The organism is Neptunitalea chrysea (genome assembly GCF_027924145.1).
In the GTDB taxonomy this organism is placed as follows: domain Bacteria; phylum Bacteroidota; class Bacteroidia; order Flavobacteriales; family Flavobacteriaceae; genus Neptunitalea; species Neptunitalea chrysea.
This window is the reverse complement of sequence record NZ_BRVP01000004.1, coordinates 87,868-106,940: the sequence shown is the minus strand read 5'-3', so window position 1 is coordinate 106,940 and position 19,073 is coordinate 87,868. Positions and strand designations below refer to the sequence as shown.

Annotated in this window: 15 protein-coding genes and 1 pseudogene; 9 read left to right on the top strand and 7 right to left on the bottom strand. The window is 33.2% G+C overall.

Features of this window, described 5'->3' with window-relative positions; genetic code table 11:
* Positions 1 to 23: 23 nt before the first annotated feature.
* From NBRC110019_RS03690 to NBRC110019_RS03670, 5 genes are all read left to right on the top strand, one after another.
* Positions 24 to 485, top strand: coding sequence for a hypothetical protein (locus tag NBRC110019_RS03690; protein WP_281752499.1), 462 nt, complete (start codon positions 24 to 26; stop codon positions 483 to 485).
* Entirely contained in the window at positions 464 to 1,342 is an 879-nt protein-coding gene (locus tag NBRC110019_RS03685) for a hypothetical protein (RefSeq protein ID WP_281752497.1), read from the top strand. The genes NBRC110019_RS03690 and NBRC110019_RS03685 overlap by 22 nt, the downstream gene beginning before the upstream one ends.
* A gap of 7 nt (positions 1,343 to 1,349) precedes the next feature.
* Positions 1,350 to 1,703: a hypothetical protein gene (locus tag NBRC110019_RS03680; RefSeq protein WP_281752495.1), complete on the top strand. Its 354-nt coding sequence runs from the start codon at positions 1,350 to 1,352 to the stop codon at positions 1,701 to 1,703.
* Positions 1,704 to 1,705: 2 nt separating this feature from the next.
* A complete protein-coding gene (locus NBRC110019_RS03675) occupies positions 1,706 to 5,071 on the top strand; it encodes a hypothetical protein (RefSeq protein ID WP_281752493.1) in 3,366 nt (1,121 codons plus the stop codon).
* Positions 5,072 to 5,238: 167 nt separating this feature from the next.
* A complete protein-coding gene (locus NBRC110019_RS03670; RefSeq protein ID WP_281752491.1) occupies positions 5,239 to 6,072 on the top strand; it encodes a DNA adenine methylase in 834 nt (277 codons plus the stop codon).
* Between the two features lie 258 nt (positions 6,073 to 6,330).
* On the opposite strand, the gene NBRC110019_RS03665 is transcribed toward NBRC110019_RS03670, so the two are convergent.
* The gene (locus NBRC110019_RS03665) at positions 6,331 to 8,136 is read right to left on the bottom strand and encodes a glycoside hydrolase family 15 protein (protein ID WP_281752489.1); all 1,806 of its coding nucleotides are present in this window, start codon (positions 8,134 to 8,136) and stop codon (positions 6,331 to 6,333) included.
* Between the two features lie 75 nt (positions 8,137 to 8,211).
* Here NBRC110019_RS03665 and NBRC110019_RS03660 point away from each other — a divergent pair, with 75 nt between their 5' ends.
* The gene (locus tag NBRC110019_RS03660; protein ID WP_281752487.1) at positions 8,212 to 10,446 is read left to right on the top strand and encodes a bifunctional alpha,alpha-trehalose-phosphate synthase (UDP-forming)/trehalose-phosphatase; all 2,235 of its coding nucleotides are present in this window, start codon (positions 8,212 to 8,214) and stop codon (positions 10,444 to 10,446) included.
* A gap of 135 nt (positions 10,447 to 10,581) precedes the next feature.
* Positions 10,582 to 11,766, top strand: coding sequence for an LETM1-related biofilm-associated protein (locus NBRC110019_RS03655; protein WP_281752485.1), 1,185 nt, complete (start codon positions 10,582 to 10,584; stop codon positions 11,764 to 11,766).
* On the opposite strand, the gene NBRC110019_RS03650 is transcribed toward NBRC110019_RS03655, so the two are convergent.
* The 5 genes from NBRC110019_RS03650 to NBRC110019_RS03630 are packed head-to-tail and all read right to left on the bottom strand — an operon-like array spanning position 11,763 to position 15,137.
* Complete coding sequence (locus NBRC110019_RS03650) at positions 11,763 to 12,518, bottom strand: LytR/AlgR family response regulator transcription factor (RefSeq protein WP_281752483.1); 756 nt, start codon at positions 12,516 to 12,518, stop codon at positions 11,763 to 11,765. The two genes, NBRC110019_RS03655 and NBRC110019_RS03650, sit on opposite strands and share 4 nt — an antisense overlap.
* Before the next feature lie 23 nt (positions 12,519 to 12,541).
* Positions 12,542 to 12,877 (bottom strand): 2TM domain-containing protein, encoded by a 336-nt coding sequence (locus NBRC110019_RS03645; protein WP_281752481.1) that lies wholly within the window; start codon positions 12,875 to 12,877, stop codon positions 12,542 to 12,544.
* The gene (locus NBRC110019_RS03640; protein WP_281752479.1) at positions 12,855 to 13,154 is read right to left on the bottom strand and encodes a 2TM domain-containing protein; all 300 of its coding nucleotides are present in this window, start codon (positions 13,152 to 13,154) and stop codon (positions 12,855 to 12,857) included. Before NBRC110019_RS03640 ends, NBRC110019_RS03645 begins: the two co-directional genes overlap by 23 nt.
* A gap of 9 nt (positions 13,155 to 13,163) precedes the next feature.
* On the bottom strand, positions 13,164 to 14,510 hold the full coding sequence (locus NBRC110019_RS03635) for a histidine kinase (RefSeq protein ID WP_281752477.1): 1,347 nt from the start codon (positions 14,508 to 14,510) through the stop codon (positions 13,164 to 13,166).
* A gap of 3 nt (positions 14,511 to 14,513) precedes the next feature.
* A complete protein-coding gene (locus NBRC110019_RS03630) occupies positions 14,514 to 15,137 on the bottom strand; it encodes a tetratricopeptide repeat protein (RefSeq protein WP_281752475.1) in 624 nt (207 codons plus the stop codon).
* 151 nt (positions 15,138 to 15,288) lie between these two features.
* On the opposite strand from NBRC110019_RS03630, the pseudogene NBRC110019_RS03625 reads away from it, so the two are divergent.
* Positions 15,289 to 16,151: pseudogene (locus NBRC110019_RS03625) on the top strand (bestrophin family protein).
* On the opposite strand, the gene NBRC110019_RS03620 reads toward NBRC110019_RS03625, so the two are convergent.
* Positions 16,146 to 18,317: a TonB-dependent receptor gene (locus tag NBRC110019_RS03620; RefSeq protein WP_281752474.1), complete on the bottom strand. Its 2,172-nt coding sequence runs from the start codon at positions 18,315 to 18,317 to the stop codon at positions 16,146 to 16,148. The pseudogene NBRC110019_RS03625 and the gene NBRC110019_RS03620 sit on opposite strands and share 6 nt — an antisense overlap.
* Positions 18,318 to 18,471: 154 nt before the next feature.
* Between NBRC110019_RS03620 and NBRC110019_RS03615 the strand changes: the two genes are divergently transcribed.
* Complete coding sequence (locus tag NBRC110019_RS03615) at positions 18,472 to 19,062, top strand: TetR/AcrR family transcriptional regulator (RefSeq protein ID WP_281752472.1); 591 nt, start codon at positions 18,472 to 18,474, stop codon at positions 19,060 to 19,062.
* Positions 19,063 to 19,073: the final 11 nt, after the last annotated feature.

Here is a 19,073-nt window from a genome sequence, read left to right as displayed (position 1 = left end):
TGAAGCTCTTTTTAATGCAGGCCATGAGAAAGCCTAACAATAAAGCTTTCTTATCGGTAATGTTGCGCCCTTTAGAATTGTTGCATTTAGACTTTCTAAACTTTAGAGCCAACAGCATTTACCGAGTAAAACACAATAGTCAAATTGTGTATATGGAGGCTATGTTGAATGATTTGTTTGATCCGCTTGAAAGGCGCATTAGAATTGTTAACACCGAGTTTAAACAACCGGTGTATTTCTATGAGCCGTTGGAAAACCGAGAGGTCTATCATTACGAGCCAGAAGATAATGACCCGGTTCACTATTACGAGCCGGATGATATTGTGGGCGATGGCGTTGATTTTTCAGTATGCGTACCTCCACAATTACAACCAGAAGGGGAAACTGCAGAAACGGCTATATTAACTCGAATGCGAGGTGAAATAGATTATTATAAACTATACAGTAAAAATTACAACATACTATGGGTTCAGGTAAACAATTAATCATATCAGCTACCGGATTTCCGGCTACCAATGAAACATGGCGTTTCATTCAGCAAGCATGGCGTGAACCATTGGAAGCCATAGCAAAAGAATCTGGAGACAAAACCATTTTAACCGGACTGGTGAATGATGGCAACGGAACCTACAGCAAAGGGTATGTTTCTTACAATGGTGAAATATTACTATTTGAAAGCGGAGCATACCAGGACCAGGTTACACTTATAGACACAGAAGTTACGGCTGCTTATGATGCAGACTTAGATGAAGATAGTAACCAAGATGTGTTACCAGTTTATAAGACCAGGTATTTACGCTTTGGTACAGGAGGCGTTGAGACCTTTCCCTTTTCGGACTTGATACGTTTGAAAACTTTAAAAGAGCTTACGGCTTTTGCCAGTCAGCAATTTGTACCTACAGAGGGATATATCGCCTTAACTCAGGCAATGGTTAATTTTATAGCCACCTTGGAAGAGGGCGCTGAAGTAAATGTGAAATCAGATTGGAACAATACCAGTCCGCAATCTGATGCCTACATACAGAACAAACCTTTTCAAAGTTTGAAAGTAACCAGAGGTTCTATAGTGATGACAACACTATCTCAAGGTCAATTGCAAAATGACATGGATTATAATTGCGCTTACATTTTTCCACCATCCGGATATAGCGTGACAAATTTGGCCGGGTTTATTCCATCCTTAGCCGAGGTGTATTTTGATGGTGAAGTAAACCAAGATGACACCCTGTGGTGTAAGTGGGCTATTAACTATGCCGATGATAAAGTAAAGATTTTCGCAAACAACTCTGAACACCGCCAAGCTCCTAAAGTGAACTGGCTGGCTATTTGGATTAAAAACTAAGAGCGCTATGGCAACAACAGGGACTTATTTTTTTTACTTAGAGAATGATGTTGTAAAAGGATATTACAACGAGCTGCCTTCTACTGATAACTTATCTACAAAAGAAGAGTTTATCAAAAAGGTAATTCAGGATGATCCTAACAAGTATTTGGGATTAACTAAAACTGAATTGGAGAGTGAAAACCCAACGTTTCCAGAAGCTGATCCTACCGATCGGGATTCTCTTGAATACCGTCGTAAAGAGCTAAAGAAGCGTTATTTTGAAATCACCTTCACAACTGAACTTGGCGAAGATACCACCACTTTGCAAGCAGAGTACGACGCTCTGAAACTAGAATATACAAACCTTAGAGACGCATAATTATGGGGATAGATAACTTAAACATAGAAGAGAAAGTAGATAGCGCTGCTAAAGTGGCCGCCTTAGAAGGTATACCTTCCAACACGTATATCAAAAACTCAGAGTTCAATGCGGTTGTAGATAAGACTAAAGAGGTTGTTGAAGGTCATAATGACCTTAGAGAAACGGTTGAGAACATAAGTAACTCCGGGGTTAGCTACGCTACTTTAGCTATAGCAATGGCGGTAAATCCATTACCTGCAGACAATACACTATTTAATATTAACAATCCAGATGATACAACTGATGATGGAGTTTATAAATATGATAGTACGCAAGGTTCTGGTTACTTAAGATTGCGCGATTTGCCTTTGGTTAAAGCAACAGGTGAGTTTGATTCAAGTAATGATAAAGATGGATTAACTCCTAAAGGTTTTAGTGACCGATTAATTGATTTAGGAACTAATTTTCCATACAGTAGTTCATTTAAAATAAATTCTAATAGAAGATTATTTTTACTTGATATTGAAGTATATGGTTATGAGGGTACAGAACCACTATTCGTCTATAACGTTTGGAGGTCATATGATCCTGGATCTGGTAATACTTGGAAAGTTTTGTTAAGGAGTTTTAATGAATCTACAGGAGAATCTACTAATATTTGCCAATTTACTTTAAGTGCCTATGTCGAACCAGAGCTAACAGAAGGACGTAGAATTGCTAAAATAGAAAGCAATCAAGATTTAAGTGGTAATGGCGTTTCATTTACAGCAATGGTAGATTGGGAAGCCGCTCTTGCAGGTCAAGATATTAAGACATATAATGAATCTTCTCTAGATACAATAACGTGGAAAAGTCATTTAAAAAATAACTTAAAAGATACTGTTTACGGTATTCTTGATAGGTTATCATATAAAAGAATAGGTGTCATAACCCCAATATCAACTCCTGGAACTTATACTTATGATGTAATGTTTGAAGTTCTGCATGAAGGTATTTACACAAATTTTCCGGATGTAGATAATTCTCCAATACAATTTAAAAATGGTGAATTAGGATACATAACTAAGAAAGTTAACCAAACGTACTACGAGAAAACAGTTAATAACTACAATGCCATATTTCCATTTGCTGCTTTTCCTATCAATAAAAATCGTAAAAACTTTTTACTTGATATTGAAGTATATGGTTACAAAGGCACAGAGCCACTATTCGTCTATAACGTTTGGAGGTCATATGATCCTGGATCTGGTGATACTTGGAAAGTTTTGTTAAGGAGTTTTAATGAATCTACAGGAGAATCTACTAATATTTGCCAATTTACTTTAAGTGCCTATGTCGAACCAGAGCTAACAGAAGGACGTAGAATTGCTAAAATAGAAAGCAATCAAGATTTAAGTGGTAATGGCGTTTCATTTACAGCAATGGTAGATTGGGAAGCCGCTCTTGCAGGTCAAGATATTAAGACATATAATGAATCTTCTCTAGATACAATAACATGGAAACCAAAAGTTAAAGATCAAAGGTTGGATGATTTGGAAGAGCATCAAACAACTCAAGATCAAAGGTTGGATGATTTGGAAGAGCATCAAACAACTCAAGATCAAAGGTTGGATGATTTGGAAGAGCATCAAACAACTCAAGATCAAAGGTTGGATGATATAGGAGAAGACTTATATAAAAATAGAAATGTATATTTGGAATCTGACCTATTGCTTAATTATTATTATCCACTCAATGGTAGTTCGGTTCCTGAGTCACCAACAGAATATACTACTACTACAAATAATTGGTGGTCATGTATTAAAATAGCTGTGTATACAGGTGATGAAATTACAATAGCAACTAGATCTACGGGGGCAGTCGCATTAGCTTATGCGTTGACTGATGTTGAAAGAAATATATATTCAGTAGCGGATAGTTCAGTTAATAGTTTAGAAGCTCCTATTACAATTAAAGCGAAAAAAAACGGATATATTTACGTTAACATGCTTCAACCAACAAACTCAAATTTCTCAGTTAAAATAGATCGATATACAATAGATTATGAAGAAATTAATAGAGGTAATAGACTAAAATCTTTGGAGTTTTTTAAACAAAAAAATTATGATTGGCAATCATTTGATGCAGATTATATTTTTTACTTAGGTTATGGTCAATCATTAAGTGTAGGAGGTGGTAGTAATGCATTAAGTACGATTAGTTTTAAAGATAATAAAAGATTGGGAAGTAATATTTCATTCCCTTATTCAAATGAATTAACAACATTTCAACCGTTAGTCAATGGATCTACTGAGCATATTATAGTACCTGCTATAAATTTTTTAAGGTACTATGCTAATTCCATTGGAATGGGATTTAATACCACATTTGTAGCGACCTCTTGTGGTCAAGGAGGTACATCAATAGAATGGCTTAGCAAAGATTGCCCAGCTAATAATGGTGATTATTTTCAAAGAATTATAGACGCATTTAATGCAGCTAAATCTATCGCTGATTCAGAAGGTAAAACTATAAAATTTGGAGGAACTATTTTTCTACAGGGAGAGGCCAATAGTACAGCTAGATCTATGGCTGATTGGGATGGCACAGGACCGGCTATTAGTACAAAAGAGGGATATAAAGGATATCTGGAGCAACTTATAGCCGATATTGAGGAAGCAGCCCTTAGTGTATTTACAGATCAAACCGAATCACCCGCTTTCTTCATATATCAGACACAAATGAATTATACAGCAACTGATATGCCTATAGGAAGTGCCCAACTGGAAGTTGCTAACGAGAATGACAATGTTTATATGTTTAGTCCTTGTTACGCATATAAAACAGGAGAAGATCCATTGCATCCTACAGGAAATGGATATCGATGGCTTGCCGAAAAAGCAGCAATAGCGATGAGAAATGTATTGATAGAAAAAAAACAGTATTCAACATTACAGCCTCATAAAATAGAGAGAATAAGTAATAATGAACTCCGAATTCACTTTATTTCTGAACAATTTCCTTTGAATATAAATAACTATACCATAGATACTATTCTTGAAAATTATGGATTTCAAGCATATAATAATTTAGGTGAGGAAATAGAGATTTCAGAGGTAAAGGTATATGATACTTTTGTTTGTGTTTTTCTCTTGGAAGGACAAATAGATCCTATCTCAATAGCTTATGCTAACAGTAGTAATGTCAGTGGTAAAGGTAATATTACGGATAGTTTTTCTGAGAAGTCTAGAGAAGTATTTACAGATCAAAGTGGCCAAAATTATAATGATGTTTTTATACCTAATACAGATGAAACCAATTCAATATTAGGCAAAAAATATATGTTGGATAATTGGTTAGTAGCATTTCGCTATGAATTAAACGAAGATAGCTTAGTTTTAATTTAAAAACCCCCGACTCTAAATAGCAGCTCTCACCCTGCTAAAAAGTTAAGGTGCACACACACCACGCCGGAGGCAAATGCCTTCAGGTTGGTGTGTGTGCACCTTTTTATTTGTGAGAGATTGCAAATATATCAATCATTAAAAAATCATCAATCAAAAAACGAATAATTATGAATTACAACAATGCGCCCTTACCATTTCAAGGGCAAAAGAGGAACTTTATAAAGAAGTTTAAAGAGTGTTTAAACAGCTTTGAAAAAGAAGCAGTATACGTAGATCTTTTTGGCGGTTCTGGTCTTCTTAGTCATACCGTAAAGAATCATTATCCAGAAGCAAAAGTAGTATGGAATGATTATGACGACTTTCAGAAGCGACTACAATCATTTGAACAAACAAACGAGCTTTTGGGTAAATTAAGACCTCTATTGAGTCATTTAAAGAGTAAAGAACGTTTGCCTATGGAGGATAAACAACGTGTCTTAGAAGCTTTAAAACAACATGAAAAGCAATACGGATATGTTGATTATGTTACGGTAAGCAGCAATATATTGTTTAGCATGAAATATGCCTTTAGCATAGAAGAAATGGAGAAAGAAACTATGTATAACCGCATAAGACTGACCGATTATCAAGTAAGCGGCTACTTAGATGGCGTAGAACGTGTACAGTGTGATTACAAGGAGCTATACGAAACATACAAGAATGAGAATGTAGTGTTTTTGGTAGATCCACCGTATTTGAGTACTGATACCAAAAGCTACAACAGCAAAGACTATTGGCGCTTACGAGACTATTTAGACGTATTAAGCGTATTAGATGGTCACAGGTATGTTTACTTTACCAGTAACAAAAGCCAAATAGTAGAGCTATGCGATTGGATTGAAACCCGTACTTACACGGGAAATCCATTCAAAGACGCAGTGATGACAACTACCCAAAATAGGGTGAATTATCAATCTGGCTATGAAGATCAGATGTTGTATAAGTACTCGATAACTACCTGATAAAGGTACGAATATTGGTTGAATCTACCAACAAAAAAGCATTAAAAAAGCCCTGAAAAACAGGGCTTTTGCGTCATATAGCGTGTGTGTTTTTGTACCTCAAAAATGTACATTTCGTTTTGAATTTATGTACATTTGGTTTTTGCGATTATATTTGCATCAATAAACTAATCATTACATTTACAAGTATTATTTTATTTAAAAATAAAAGACCGGATGTCTTCCGGTCTTTATTTGTATTTATGTAGCAATTTACAATTAATTAATTGCTTGTTTCATAATGTGTTCATCTGTAAAATTGTTAGCCAAATTAGCAGCCGTTTCAATTAAAGCTAAATGAGAATATGCTTGCGGAAAGTTCCCTAGCAAACGTTTTGTTTTAAAATCAATATCTTCACTAAACAACCCTAAATGGTTACTATAAGACAATAATTGATCAAACATCTCACTTGCTTTCTTATGCTCTCCTATCTTATTCAAACTATTAATAAACCAGAAAGAACAAATGGTGAAAGAGGAAGAAGGTAACCCAAAATCATCTTTGTTTTTATAACGGTACATTAAACCATCATTACAAAGCTCTTCTCCAATTGCATGTACAGTTTTAACATATCTGTCATCTCTCGCATCAATAATGCCGTAAGATTCCATTAATAATACAGAAGCATCCATATCTTCAGAACCGTAAGACTGAGCAAATGCTTGTTTATCTTCAGACCAGGCATTTTTAAATATGTCATTTTTTATTTCCTGTTCTAGCGGTTTCCAGCGCTCAATATATCTTTGTTTATTAAGAATTTTTGCCGTCTTAACCGCTCTATCAATAGCTACCCAGCACAGCATTTTAGAAAAGGTAAAATGACGCTCTTCAGTTCTAAACTCCCATATTCCTTTATCTGCCTCTTGCCAATGTTCTTTTACTTGCAGAACAATTCCTTTAGTAATACCCCAAAGTTCTTCACAATTGTCTAAAGTTGTTTCAAACTTCACAATCTGTTGATGAATAGCATCCATCAAAATTCCGTAAATATCATTTTGGCGTTGCATATAAGCAGCATTACCTATACGTACCGGAGCAGAATTCTTATACCCTTTTAAATGATCTAAGGTTTCTTCTGTTAGCTTCTTTTCTTTGTTTATACCATACATAATTTGAAGCTTCTCATCTTTATCAGGTACCAAATCAATAACATATTGCATAAATCTTCTAGCCATATCCTCATGTCCTAAATCAGACACAACCTTAATGGTCATAGAAGCATCTCTTATCCAACAGAAACGATAATCCCAATTACGTACCTCTCCAATTGTTTCCGGTAAAGATGTAGTTGCTGCAGCAAGTATAGCACCCGTTTTATCATAACTTAACAACTTAAGTGTAAGGGCACTTCTTAATATTTCTTCTTGGTATTTTTTATACTTTGGTGTATTCTCTATCCAGTTTAACCAATACACTTTTGTTTTCTCTAGTTGAAACAGAGCTTTATCTACTGTCTGTTCCATTATCTTTTCATTGTAACTTACCATAAAGAATTCATCCTTGGTAAGGAAGATATCTTCTGGCTTCATAACTTTTTCCTGATCAATACTAGTATACAGATAAATAGAATCGTATCGTTCGTTATGAGATATACTCGCAATAAAACCTGGTTTTAAAAGTGTCTCTGTTTTTCCTTTAGCATACCTCAACTTTGCATCATACTTCACCTGAAACTTAGGAGTTCCTGAAATATGTTTAACATACCTAACAATATCCGGCGGCGCATAGTAAGAATCACTATTTATTACGTAATACCGGGGCATAAAATCGTGTACTTCAAAAACATCGTAACCACTTGAAAATTTGGTTATTAAAATATTCGTATTTTTAAAATATGATTGAGTAATAGTATAAGTTTCGTCTACAAGAAATTCAAAGCTTCCCCCTATTTCGTCATCCAAAAGTTTAGCAAAAACTGAAGAAGAATCAAACTCTGGTAAACAACACCAATCTATTGAACCTTCTCTTGAAATTAATGCTGCACTTTTGCAATTTCCGATAATACCGTAATGTAAATTATTCATTAATTATATTTTTTATAGCAGTAAGTAGTTTTAAAATGCTTAAATTAACAAAAAAAAATAAAAACTGATTCCTTTATGAGTAAAACAATTATTATTTCTAACAGACTGCCATTACAAATTAAGCTTGAAGAAAATGAAATAAACGTAAGTCCTAGTGTTGGTGGCTTGGCTACAGGAATGAAATCTGTTCATGAAGAAGGGGAAAGTCTTTGGATAGGCTGGTCCGGTTTAGCCGAAGAAGACTTAAATGAGGAAACTAAACCGAAAGTACTAGCAGAGATTCAAAAAAACCATTGTGCAACGGTACCGCTTACCGAGAACGATGTGGATCATTTTTACTATGGTTTTAGCAATAAAACCTTATGGCCACTATTTCATTATTTCTTAGAATATACCTCTTTTGAAAATGAAAACTGGGAATCTTATAAACGAGTTAACCAAAAATTTGCAGATGTAGTACTTGAAAATGCTGAAGATGGTGATACCATTTGGGTACACGATTATCAGTTACTTTTATTACCTCAGTATATAAAACAAAAAAAACCCGATACTTCTATCGGGTTTTTTCTGCATATACCTTTTCCTTCTTATGAGGTTTTCAGAACTTTTCCATGGCGTGAAGAAGTACTTGAAGGTATGCTAGGAGCCGATTTAATTGGCTTTCACACTTATGATTACGAAAGACACTTTTTAAGTTGTGCCAGAAGATTGCTTCATTTAGACACAAATTTTAATGAAATCTCTTATAATGACCGCATTATTAAGATTGACTCATTCCCTATGGGTATCGATTTTGATAAATTTTATAATGCAGCTCGAGAACATAGCAAAAATTCAGAAACGGAAAAATCAGATATTCAAAAAAAATTAGATGATCATTTATATGCATCTAATGAAGCACAAATGATTTTATCTATAGACCGTTTAGATTATACTAAGGGAATCCCCAACAGAATTAAGTCATTTGAATATTTCTTAGAAAAATATCCCGAATACCAACAAAAAGTACGTCTTATTATGTTAGCAGTACCATCACGCTCTAATGTACCTCAATATCAATTACTAAAACGAGAGACCGATGAATTGGTGGGGCGTATTAATGGTAAATTCTCAACTGTTAGCTGGACCCCTATTTGGTATTTTTACCGTTCACTACCATTTGATAATCTTATAGACTTATATACATCGTGTGATGTTGCCATGATTACTCCGGTAAGAGACGGAATGAATTTAGTTGCCAAAGAATATGTAGCTACCAGAGTAAACCAAGATGGAGTGTTAGTATTAAGTGAAATGGCAGGTGCAGCCAAAGAAATGAATGAAGCTCTATTAATTAATCCTAACAACTTTGAAGATGTAGCCAAAACACTTAAGATGGCTTTAGAAATGCCTAAAGATGAACAGAAAGCTAGAATTTCTGTTATGCAAGAACGTCTTAAAAGGTATACAGTGGAGAAATGGGCTCAAGAGTTTTTCACAGCACTTAATTCTACAAAAGATGTTATAAATACGCTTGTATCAAAAAAACTTAATACCAAGCTTACTAACAATATTTTAGAGAAATATAGCTCGGCTAAAAAACGTTTAGTTTTTCTAGATTACGACGGTACGTTAGTTGGCTTTAAAAATAATCCGCTTGATGCATCACCAGATGAAGAGTTATACAATTTGCTTGATTCCTTGAATGCTCAACCAAATACGGATGTAATTATTATTAGTGGTAGAGATAAAGAAACATTTACAAAATGGTATGGAGATAAACCGTATACCATGATTACAGAGCATGGTGTTTGGTTAAAGGATAAAGAAAAAGATTGGGTAGCTCTTGAAAATGTTAAGAGAGACTGGATGCCTAAATTACGACCTATTTTAGAAACCTTTGTTGACAGAACTCCGGGTACATTTATAGAAGAGAAAAACTTTTCATTGGCATGGCACTTTAGAAAAGTTGACCCTGAATTGGCTACATTACGTTCGGTTGAATTAAAAACGGTTTTAAACAGTTTAATTGCTAATCACCATTTAAGTGTTTTAGAGGGTAATAAAGTAATTGAGATTAAAAGTGGAAATGTAAATAAAGGACGTGCTGCTAGCCGTATGTTAATGAAAGATAACTATGACTTTGTATTTGCTATAGGTGACGATTGGACAGACGAATATATGTTTAGAGATTTACCTGAAAGCGCTATAACCGTAAAAGTTGGCTTGCAAAAAACAAGTGCTAAATATTTTGTACAAAACACTTTAGAAGTACGTAATTTATTGAAAAAATTTACTGAAACACCTATTTTAAGTGTAGCGTCTAAATAAGGACTATTTTCTTAGAGATTATAAACCTTAAATAATTAATCACAAAAAAGCTTTCTTGTAAGAAAGCTTTTTTTATGAAAATAAATATATATTTAAGCATAATACTTATTTTTGAATACCTAATAAGCTCAGCAAATGAACCCCTCTGCATCTGGTTGGATACATAAATACCTTACCTATAAAGATGAAATCAACATGCTTAAAAATGATGATGATTCTTTATTTTATCCCAAACTAAAGTTATGTGGTTTTATTTATGGCTCTAGTGTTTTTTGTGTTAATGACAATTTTGAAGATTTGATATTAACTACTGAGGAAATCACTAAAATTAATTTATTTGCAGCTCTTTATAATGTTTATTATACTACCCGTAAAACAGATGAACACTTTATAACTACTTGTGTTGCCTTTTATGAGCAATTAAAAAAAGAATCATTTAGTTTATTACCTGATTTTTTTAGTGATAAAAAAAATGAATCTCAATTAGAAAAAATAATTGCAAAAAGGGTATTATTTGATAGCAACATTATTACTAAAAACTTTAGTAGTGTACTTACTAATGCATTACTTTATATAGATGTTTTAGCTTTTAAAAAGTATTTAGAAGTTGAAAATCATGATAGTGTTCTATACGTAAAAGAACTAGAAACTGTAATTGAAAATGTAGTAATTGCTACTATTTCTACTAAAAAAGAAAAAAGTACGTACGATAAGCAATTACTGAAATTGTTTGAAGCTTCGTTACGTTATCATGAGCATTACGTCAATCGGAAATTAACCTACGAGGAACATTTAGATTTTTTAACTAATGATCTGGAAAAAAGGTACTTATTAGATATGACGTGTATGACTGTTTGGGATGATAAAAATCTTGAAATAGCCGAAATTGATTATATCAAAAATTTAGGCAATTACTTAAATATCTCCAATGAGGAGATTAATAAATCAATTCTAACGGTTTATGATTTTTTTGACACCAACAAGGAAGACTTAAAATATCTTAACAACCCGAACCCGGTAAAAAACTTTTACGATAACTCTTCCACCATGGTAAAAAACTTAATTACCAGAAATAGTAAGCGTTTATTATTAGAGCTATCTCAAAGTAAAGAATTAGTAGTTTTACTATCTAAAAGTACCTCTAAAGAGTTAAACACCGAAGAAAAACAAAAAGTAAAAGAACAATTACTAGACATTTGTAAAACCATTCCATCTCTGGCAATATTCTTATTACCAGGCGGCAGTGTTTTACTCCCCCTTTTAATTAAGTTTATACCTAAGTTACTACCGTCAGCTTTTGATGACAACCGAATACGTTAACTCAACCAATCTTTAAACTCTTTTACCCGCTCTCTACTTACAATAATTTCAAAATCATCAAAATTATGAAGCTTTAATTGTAAGCGCGAATTGGTATATGAGATAATATCTTTTATAGCATTAATGTTAATATAAAATTTACGACTAACTCTAAAAAACATTTCGGGTTGTAAATCTTCTTGTAACTCTTCCAAAGTGGTTTCTAACAAGTAACTTCTTCCATCTACAGTTGCTGCATAAGTCCCCTTATTTTCACTGTAAAAGCATTCTATTTCTTCAATGGGTAACATTTTCAAATGCTGTCCTATCTTAACTGTAAATCGTTTTTTATATGTTCGGTCAATTGGGTTTACTAATAACTTCTTGATTTCATCAAAATCTACAGTTAGTTGCTTTTTCTCCGGCATTCTCAGTTTAAACTTGTTAACCGCAATTTCTAACTCTTCATCATCAATAGGTTTTAGTAAATAATCAATACTATTTAATTTAAATGCTTTAAGCGCATATTCGTCGTATGCCGTGGTAAAAATAACGGCACTTTCAATAGTAACCACTTCAAAAATTTCGAAAGATAACCCATCTGATAACTGTATATCTAAAAATATTAAATCAGGATGCTCATTTTTTTGAAACCATGCTATAGATTCTTCTACCGAATGCAACATCTCAGAAACCTCTACATCTAATTCGGACAACATTCTAGATAGTCTTCTTGCAGCTGGTTTTTCGTCTTCTATTATTATTACCTTCATTAATTATAGTAACTTAAGTTAGTTTAATGCCAATTTTGTTTATTTTCCTTGTCTAGAAACTCCTTCATTTTACGATTTTCCCAGTCTTTATTAAACATTACATCTTTGCCAAAAACACCAAATGCATGGAAAGCCACTCCTATCCCCCAAAAAAATGCAGTAGACCAAGTACCAAATCTTGTTAAGCTTTCTACACCACCTCCACTAAAAACAATTAACCCAATCAAAAATAGGTTTACCATAATATACGATGCTAAATGCGCATAAAAGCCTTTCATCTTTTTTACTCTAATTTTAGCTCTTACATAAGCTTCATCTTCAGAGTATTTACCCAACTTATTCATATCTCGTTCTCTCATTTTTTTCCTGTTCTAAAAATTCTTGTATTTTACGATTTTCCCACTCATTTCCAAAAAATTTTCCTCTATAAAAAATAGAAAAACCATGGATAGTTAAACCAATACCCCAACCAAACATAGGAAACCAAAACCATTTAAATTCCCAGTAGGTCATGTAATTAACAAAGATTAAAAACGGAATCACTACAATATATGAAAACAGATTCCAATAAAAACCTTTAATCTCTTCTACTCTTTTCTTAGCTTTAAAATATGCTTCTTCTTTATATTCTTCCATAATATTCTCTTATTTCCAGTTATCTGTTTTTTTATCTTTTTCCATAATCTCTCTTATCTTTCTATCTTCCCAATTTCCACCGGGTCCATACACTTTAAAAGCCTGAAAAGCAAGCCCCATTCCCCAGCCAAGTGCTGGAAACCAAAACCACTGAAATTGCCAAGAACTTGTATAATTAATATAAAATAAAAATGGTATTACAAAACAATACGCTATTAAGCTGGTATAAAATTCTTTAAGATCTTCCAATTTTCTACGTGCTCTTAAATAAGCACTATTCTCTTTTATTTCTGTTGTTCTCATTGTATTTGAAATTTGTTTGGTAAGCATGGGTACAGCCACCTGAAACTCAGTTTCAGACTTTCCTATAGCCACCGCTCTTTTGGTTAAAATAGCATAGCGCTGTTGAATATTTCGCAAGCCTACACCACTACTCTTTTTTACAACTGCTTTGGGTTGTAAATTATTACGTACCACAAGGTTTCCGTCTTTCTCAAAAATTTGCACATGTAATGGCTTTTGTGGTGTAACCATATTATGTTTTACTGCATTTTCAAGTAACAATTGTAATGATAGTGGTACTACCTTTGCCTCGGGGTTACTTGCTTTCTCTGGTATATCAAAAACGATACTATCCTCAAATCTCATTTTTAAAAGATTCACAAATGTTCTCGCAAAACTTAACTCCTCATCTACTGTAACAAGATCTTTATTTTTTTGCTCTAACACATATCTATACACCTTAGATAATGAGGTAGTAAATTTTTGTGCTGCATTAGGGTTCTCTTCTATTAAACTGGTTAATACATTTAAGCTGTTAAACAAAAAATGAGGATCTAATTGATTTTTCAATGCATCGAACTGAGCCGAAGCCGTTGTTGCTATAATTTTTTGTTCCTTAATTTTATTTTTTTGAAGTTCTCTATAAAAGTAAATAGCATGATACGCTATGGTAACAAACGCAGTTATAATTAAACTATATGTATAATCTTTTGGATTTTCATTTTGTACAAAATAACTAACGCCATGTCCTTCTAATCCAACAACTATAAAGAACCTTAGAAAAAAAACACCTATCATGGTTACAATAATTCCGCCTAGTACTCCTAAAAATACTCTTGCTACCGGGTTTTGTTTACCCCATGTCAACTTTGTATTAAAATAATCAAAGTAATATCCATTCAAAAAAAGAAGCACCTCAGAATACAATAGAAAAATCCCTATATTCTTAACAAAGTTCATATTAAATACCACCTCGGTGCCGTTAACTATATTCATTAGGGTAATAACAACCAATAAGGTAATACCAATAACTAAACCTGTTATAAATGTTCTAATAATACTTCTTTTCTTCATGAATTATTTGTTGCAACTATTATAAATCTGTTCTGCTCTGTCTTTCCCCCAACTTGGATAAAAAGGCGTTTCATTTTTAAAGGTACTAAAAAGTTCTATGGCTTTTTTAACTTCTTGGCAATACGGTGTGGTATCCTTACCAAAATAACTAGCCATCCCCATATTCCATTCCGCATAACAATATACTACTCTAGGGTTATCAGGAGCCAATTCCAATGCCTTTTTATAAATTTCGGTGGTTGGTGCTCCTAATGTCATCCCATAAGTAGCGCCGTCAAAAGCAATCCATACTGTATTATACAATGCTTCTAAAACCATTAGCTCAGGATTGTTAGGTGATAGTGCTTTCGCTTTATCTAAAGCAGTTTTTACCTTTTCCAACTTTAATTCCAGTTCTGTTTTTTCTTTAATAGTAAAACCGTCTAAAATATTTATTTGTGCTACGTAATATAATGGTATCCAATTTTCTTTTTCAACATTACTAATACGTTCAAATACATTAGAGGCCTCTAATGATTTACCTTCTCCCCAAAGTTTAAAACCTTTGTTCATTCCTTTTTCATAAGTAGATTGTGCTATACTACTCATTGAAATAAAAAGTGCTAAAAATGCAATAACTTGTTTCATTATTTTTGTTTTTAATTACACTGTAAAAGTATTGGTTAGTGTTACTTTTTAAAAAACCGTATGACCGAACTGTAAATTATGAATACCGAATTGTATAATACTTTGAAAATTTAAATTATTAACTGTACTTTGATAGAAAATTCAGATACGCATGATATCATACAACCCGAAAGACTGGCTTACGTTTATTTTTAAATTTCATAAAGCAGACACCTTCAGAAAGCTACTTCCTTTAATGGTTGTTATTGGGGGTATTCTTTATTGGTCGCATTTCTAGAAATTGAATACTGGAAACTTAGTGACCAAAGCCATGTTAAAAATATTACCATTATGCATGGTGTTTTAAGCTTTGTTATTTCATTATTATTAGTTTTTAGAACTAACACTGCTTACGACCGTTGGTGGGAAGGAAGAAAACATTGGGGTGCTTTAGTAAACAATAGTCGTAATTTGGCTATTAAGCTATCTTCTATGCTTACCAACGATGCTGATCGTAATTTTTTTAAACAAGCTATACCTACTTATGCTTTAATGTTACAAAAACATTTAAATGATGAAAGTACCGAACATCAATTAGATGAAGATTATGTTATTCCTATAAAACACGATCATCACAGACCCAATCAGGTAGCTAAAATACTCATACAAAAAGTAACCGATTTATATAAAGAAAAAAAAATTACGGGCGATCAATTAATTACATTAAATCCCGAATTACAATCGTTTACAGATATTTGTGGTGCTTGCGAACGCATTAAGAATACACCTATACCCTTTTCGTATAGTTCTTTCATCAAGAAGTTTATTTTCTTTTATGTTATGACATTACCTTTTGGCTATGTTTTTAGTTTAGGCTATTATGTAATTCCGGTGGTTGTTTTTATTTTTTACGTATTGGCAAGTTTAGAATTAATTGCCGAAGAAATAGAAGATCCGTTTGGTGATGACGCAAACGATCTTCCTACAAGGAAGATCGCTGCCAATATTAAAAAACACGTTGGTGAAATTTTATAAGTTATCTAACTGATTTGTTTTTTTATCATTACTAATAGTCCAGAAAAAGCCAATAAAAACAAAACTATCTGCATTTGGGCGTACGGTCATTCTTTCATAGATTCCATTTGAATTAGGAGCATCTGCATATTGATAACCACTCACATTTTTAAATCCTAATGGGTTTGTAAATGATATAAACAGTATTTTTTGCTGATCTATTAAGTACGACCAATTAAGACCTAAATTGTTATACGATTTTGTTTTTCCAGCCATGAACTGATTTGAATTAGGGTCATCATACGGCCTGCCAGAAGTAAAAGAATAAGTAAACCCAAACTGACTTTTTAAAGATTCTATCCAATACTTCGTTACTAATGAGAAGTTATGATCTGCTGCAAAACTAGGCATTACTTCGGCCTCATAATTTCTATAATCTCTTTTAGTATCCATGTATGAATAGCTTACCCAATAATCCATATTTTTAAAGGTTTTCTCATCTCTCCAGAAAATATCTAATCCAGAAGCATACCCATATCCATTATTATTATAAGTACTATTGAAGGCAGCTTCATCACCCGAATATTTTACTAAGTCGGCATAGTTTTTATAATACAACTCCGATCTAAAAATTTGTCCGCCTTTTACATACTGATAATTAGCTATATAATGCTGAGCCCTTTGAGGTTTCAACGAACCTGCATATTGTAAATAATTATCTGATACAGTCTGATAGAAATCACCATAAGCTAGAGACACTTGACTATTGGTTCCGGTTTTGTAAGCTAATGAAGTACGAGGTGCCAAAAGAAATCTGTCTGAAACCGAATCATAAGAACCTCTAATACCAGCTTTTAATGCTAAATTATTTGTGAAGAAAATATCGGTTTCTGCAAATGTAACAGGTAACTCCTTAGTAACTTTTGTAGCGTAGGCAATATTATTATCATTTTCATAGTCTTGGTCATAATTGGATGAAAAGTATTCAACTCCCGTATTCAATTTAAGATGTTTGTTAAACCTCTTTTTTAAATCTACTTTCAGGTGGTACGATATGTTTTGTTGGTCTATGCCCTCTGCCATATCTGTATAAATATCATACTTATTTTTACTGTAAGACAACCCCGCTCCAGTACTTAATATCCAATCATTTTTTAAACTCCCTTTATAAGATATGTTATTATAAAAGTTTTGGTTTGTAAGTTCAAAACTTGTTCTGTTCTCATAATTAATATCTCTTTGCTTAACGGCAAAATTGGTATAATCAAAAGCTGAATAAAATTTTAATAACCCATTTGTAAACTTGTGTCTGTAAACTGCTTCACCTGAACCAATCTGGTAAGGCTTATCCCATTCATTACGATCAGGAAACAACTCTAAATAAGGTCGTAAGTTCATGTAACCAAGATTTACGCTTACAGAGTTTTTACCAAAAATTTGTGTATTACCTAAACCGGCACCTAAACTCATAATAGAAATATCGGTTCTTTCTTGGTCTGGCTCATTAATTGTACTTAATAATAAAACACTTGAAAGCGCTTCACCATACTCAGCAGAATACCCGCCAGTAGAAAATGTAGTACCGTTAAACAAGAATGGAGAATATCGTCCTCTGGTTGGGCTATTATTTGGCGAAGCATTATAAGGGGTAAACACTCTAACTCCATCAATAAATATTTGTGTTTCATCTGCTTCTCCACCTCTAACAAACAAGCGTCCATCTTCAGATACAGTACTTGTTCCTGGTAAGGTTTGTAAGGCACCCACTACATCACCTACAGCCCCAGCAGTAGTAACTATATCTAATGGTTTTAATGCGGTAACTTTGGCATTATCCCCAGCTTCAAAAGTACCTGCGGTAAGTGTAACACCTGTAAGAGTATTTATTTCCTCTTTTAAAATAATGGTAAGTTTATTCATTTGAGATACTTCTGCTACATATTCATAGGTAACAAAAGCTATATAAGAAACTAGTAGCTTTTGTGTTCCTGTTTCTTCTGTAGTAAAACTAAAAGTACCGTCCATAGTACTAGTGGTACCATCATAGGTACCATCTAAATAAATATTAGCCCCCGGAATGGGATTCTTTTTAGAGTCTAGCACAACACCACTCACAGTAGTTTGTGCATGTAATAGTCCTGTTATAAAACTAAATAAAACGATAAGTAAAGTAAATAATAATTTCATGGCTATGTTTTTACAGGACAAACATCTTTCAAATTAACAACCTCGGAAAAATGTACTTACCGAATTGTAAATTTTGTAGGTTGAAATGTTAATTCTCATATTTTCCTTGCTACAATATACCGATTGGTATATTTTTGAGCCGTTTAAAAATAATATGAAAAAGGCATCAAAAACGCGCGAATACATTATTGAAAACACCGCACCTGTTTTTAATAAGAAAGGTTACTTTGGTACTTCTATGGCAGATATCACTAAGGCTACCGGCTTAACAAAAGGTGCTATCTACGGAAATTTTTCTGATAAAGAGGAGGTTGCTGTTGCCGCTTTAGAATATAACATCAATAAACTAAATTATAAAATAACCACCAGAGTTGTTGCTGTAGATACAGCTAAAGAGAAATTCAATGCCTATCTGGAGGTGTTTCAGGAAATGGCTCCTGACGTGTTAAACTATGGTGGATGTGCTTATATGAACAGCGCCATAGAAACCGATGATACCAATCCGCATTTGTTTAAAATTGTTCAAAAACGTTTTAAAGGCTGGATTCATGGTCTTGAAAAGCTTGTAGAAATGGGGCAACAAGCCAATGAGATTAGTAATCAAGTGAACCCTACTGAATTTGCATACTTCTTTGTTTCAATAGTAGAAGGCAGTATTCTTTTATCTAAAACATTAAATAACCCAAACGTAATTTATAATAATCTAGAGATTCTACGAAAACAGATAGATAACATCTTTTTGTAAAAGTAAATTCT

Coding starts and splice junctions, on each gene's coding strand:
- NBRC110019_RS03685 (WP_281752497.1), top strand. CDS start 464: ATGGGTTCAGGTAAACAATTAATCATATCAGCTACCGGATTTCCGGCT.
- NBRC110019_RS03620 (WP_281752474.1), bottom strand. CDS start 18,317: ATGAAATTATTATTTACTTTACTTATCGTTTTATTTAGTTTTATAACA.
- NBRC110019_RS03640 (WP_281752479.1), bottom strand. CDS start 13,154: ATGGAAGAATATAAAGAAGAAGCATATTTTAAAGCTAAGAAAAGAGTA.
- NBRC110019_RS03650 (WP_281752483.1), bottom strand. CDS start 12,518: ATGAAGGTAATAATAATAGAAGACGAAAAACCAGCTGCAAGAAGACTA.
- NBRC110019_RS03690 (WP_281752499.1), top strand. CDS start 24: ATGAGAAAGCCTAACAATAAAGCTTTCTTATCGGTAATGTTGCGCCCT.
- NBRC110019_RS03675 (WP_281752493.1), top strand. CDS start 1,706: ATGGGGATAGATAACTTAAACATAGAAGAGAAAGTAGATAGCGCTGCT.
- NBRC110019_RS03670 (WP_281752491.1), top strand. CDS start 5,239: ATGAATTACAACAATGCGCCCTTACCATTTCAAGGGCAAAAGAGGAAC.
- NBRC110019_RS03655 (WP_281752485.1), top strand. CDS start 10,582: ATGAACCCCTCTGCATCTGGTTGGATACATAAATACCTTACCTATAAA.
- NBRC110019_RS03680 (WP_281752495.1), top strand. CDS start 1,350: ATGGCAACAACAGGGACTTATTTTTTTTACTTAGAGAATGATGTTGTA.
- NBRC110019_RS03630 (WP_281752475.1), bottom strand. CDS start 15,137: ATGAAACAAGTTATTGCATTTTTAGCACTTTTTATTTCAATGAGTAGT.
- NBRC110019_RS03660 (WP_281752487.1), top strand. CDS start 8,212: ATGAGTAAAACAATTATTATTTCTAACAGACTGCCATTACAAATTAAG.
- NBRC110019_RS03635 (WP_281752477.1), bottom strand. CDS start 14,510: ATGAAGAAAAGAAGTATTATTAGAACATTTATAACAGGTTTAGTTATT.
- NBRC110019_RS03665 (WP_281752489.1), bottom strand. CDS start 8,136: ATGAATAATTTACATTACGGTATTATCGGAAATTGCAAAAGTGCAGCA.
- NBRC110019_RS03645 (WP_281752481.1), bottom strand. CDS start 12,877: ATGAGAGAACGAGATATGAATAAGTTGGGTAAATACTCTGAAGATGAA.
- NBRC110019_RS03615 (WP_281752472.1), top strand. CDS start 18,472: ATGAAAAAGGCATCAAAAACGCGCGAATACATTATTGAAAACACCGCA.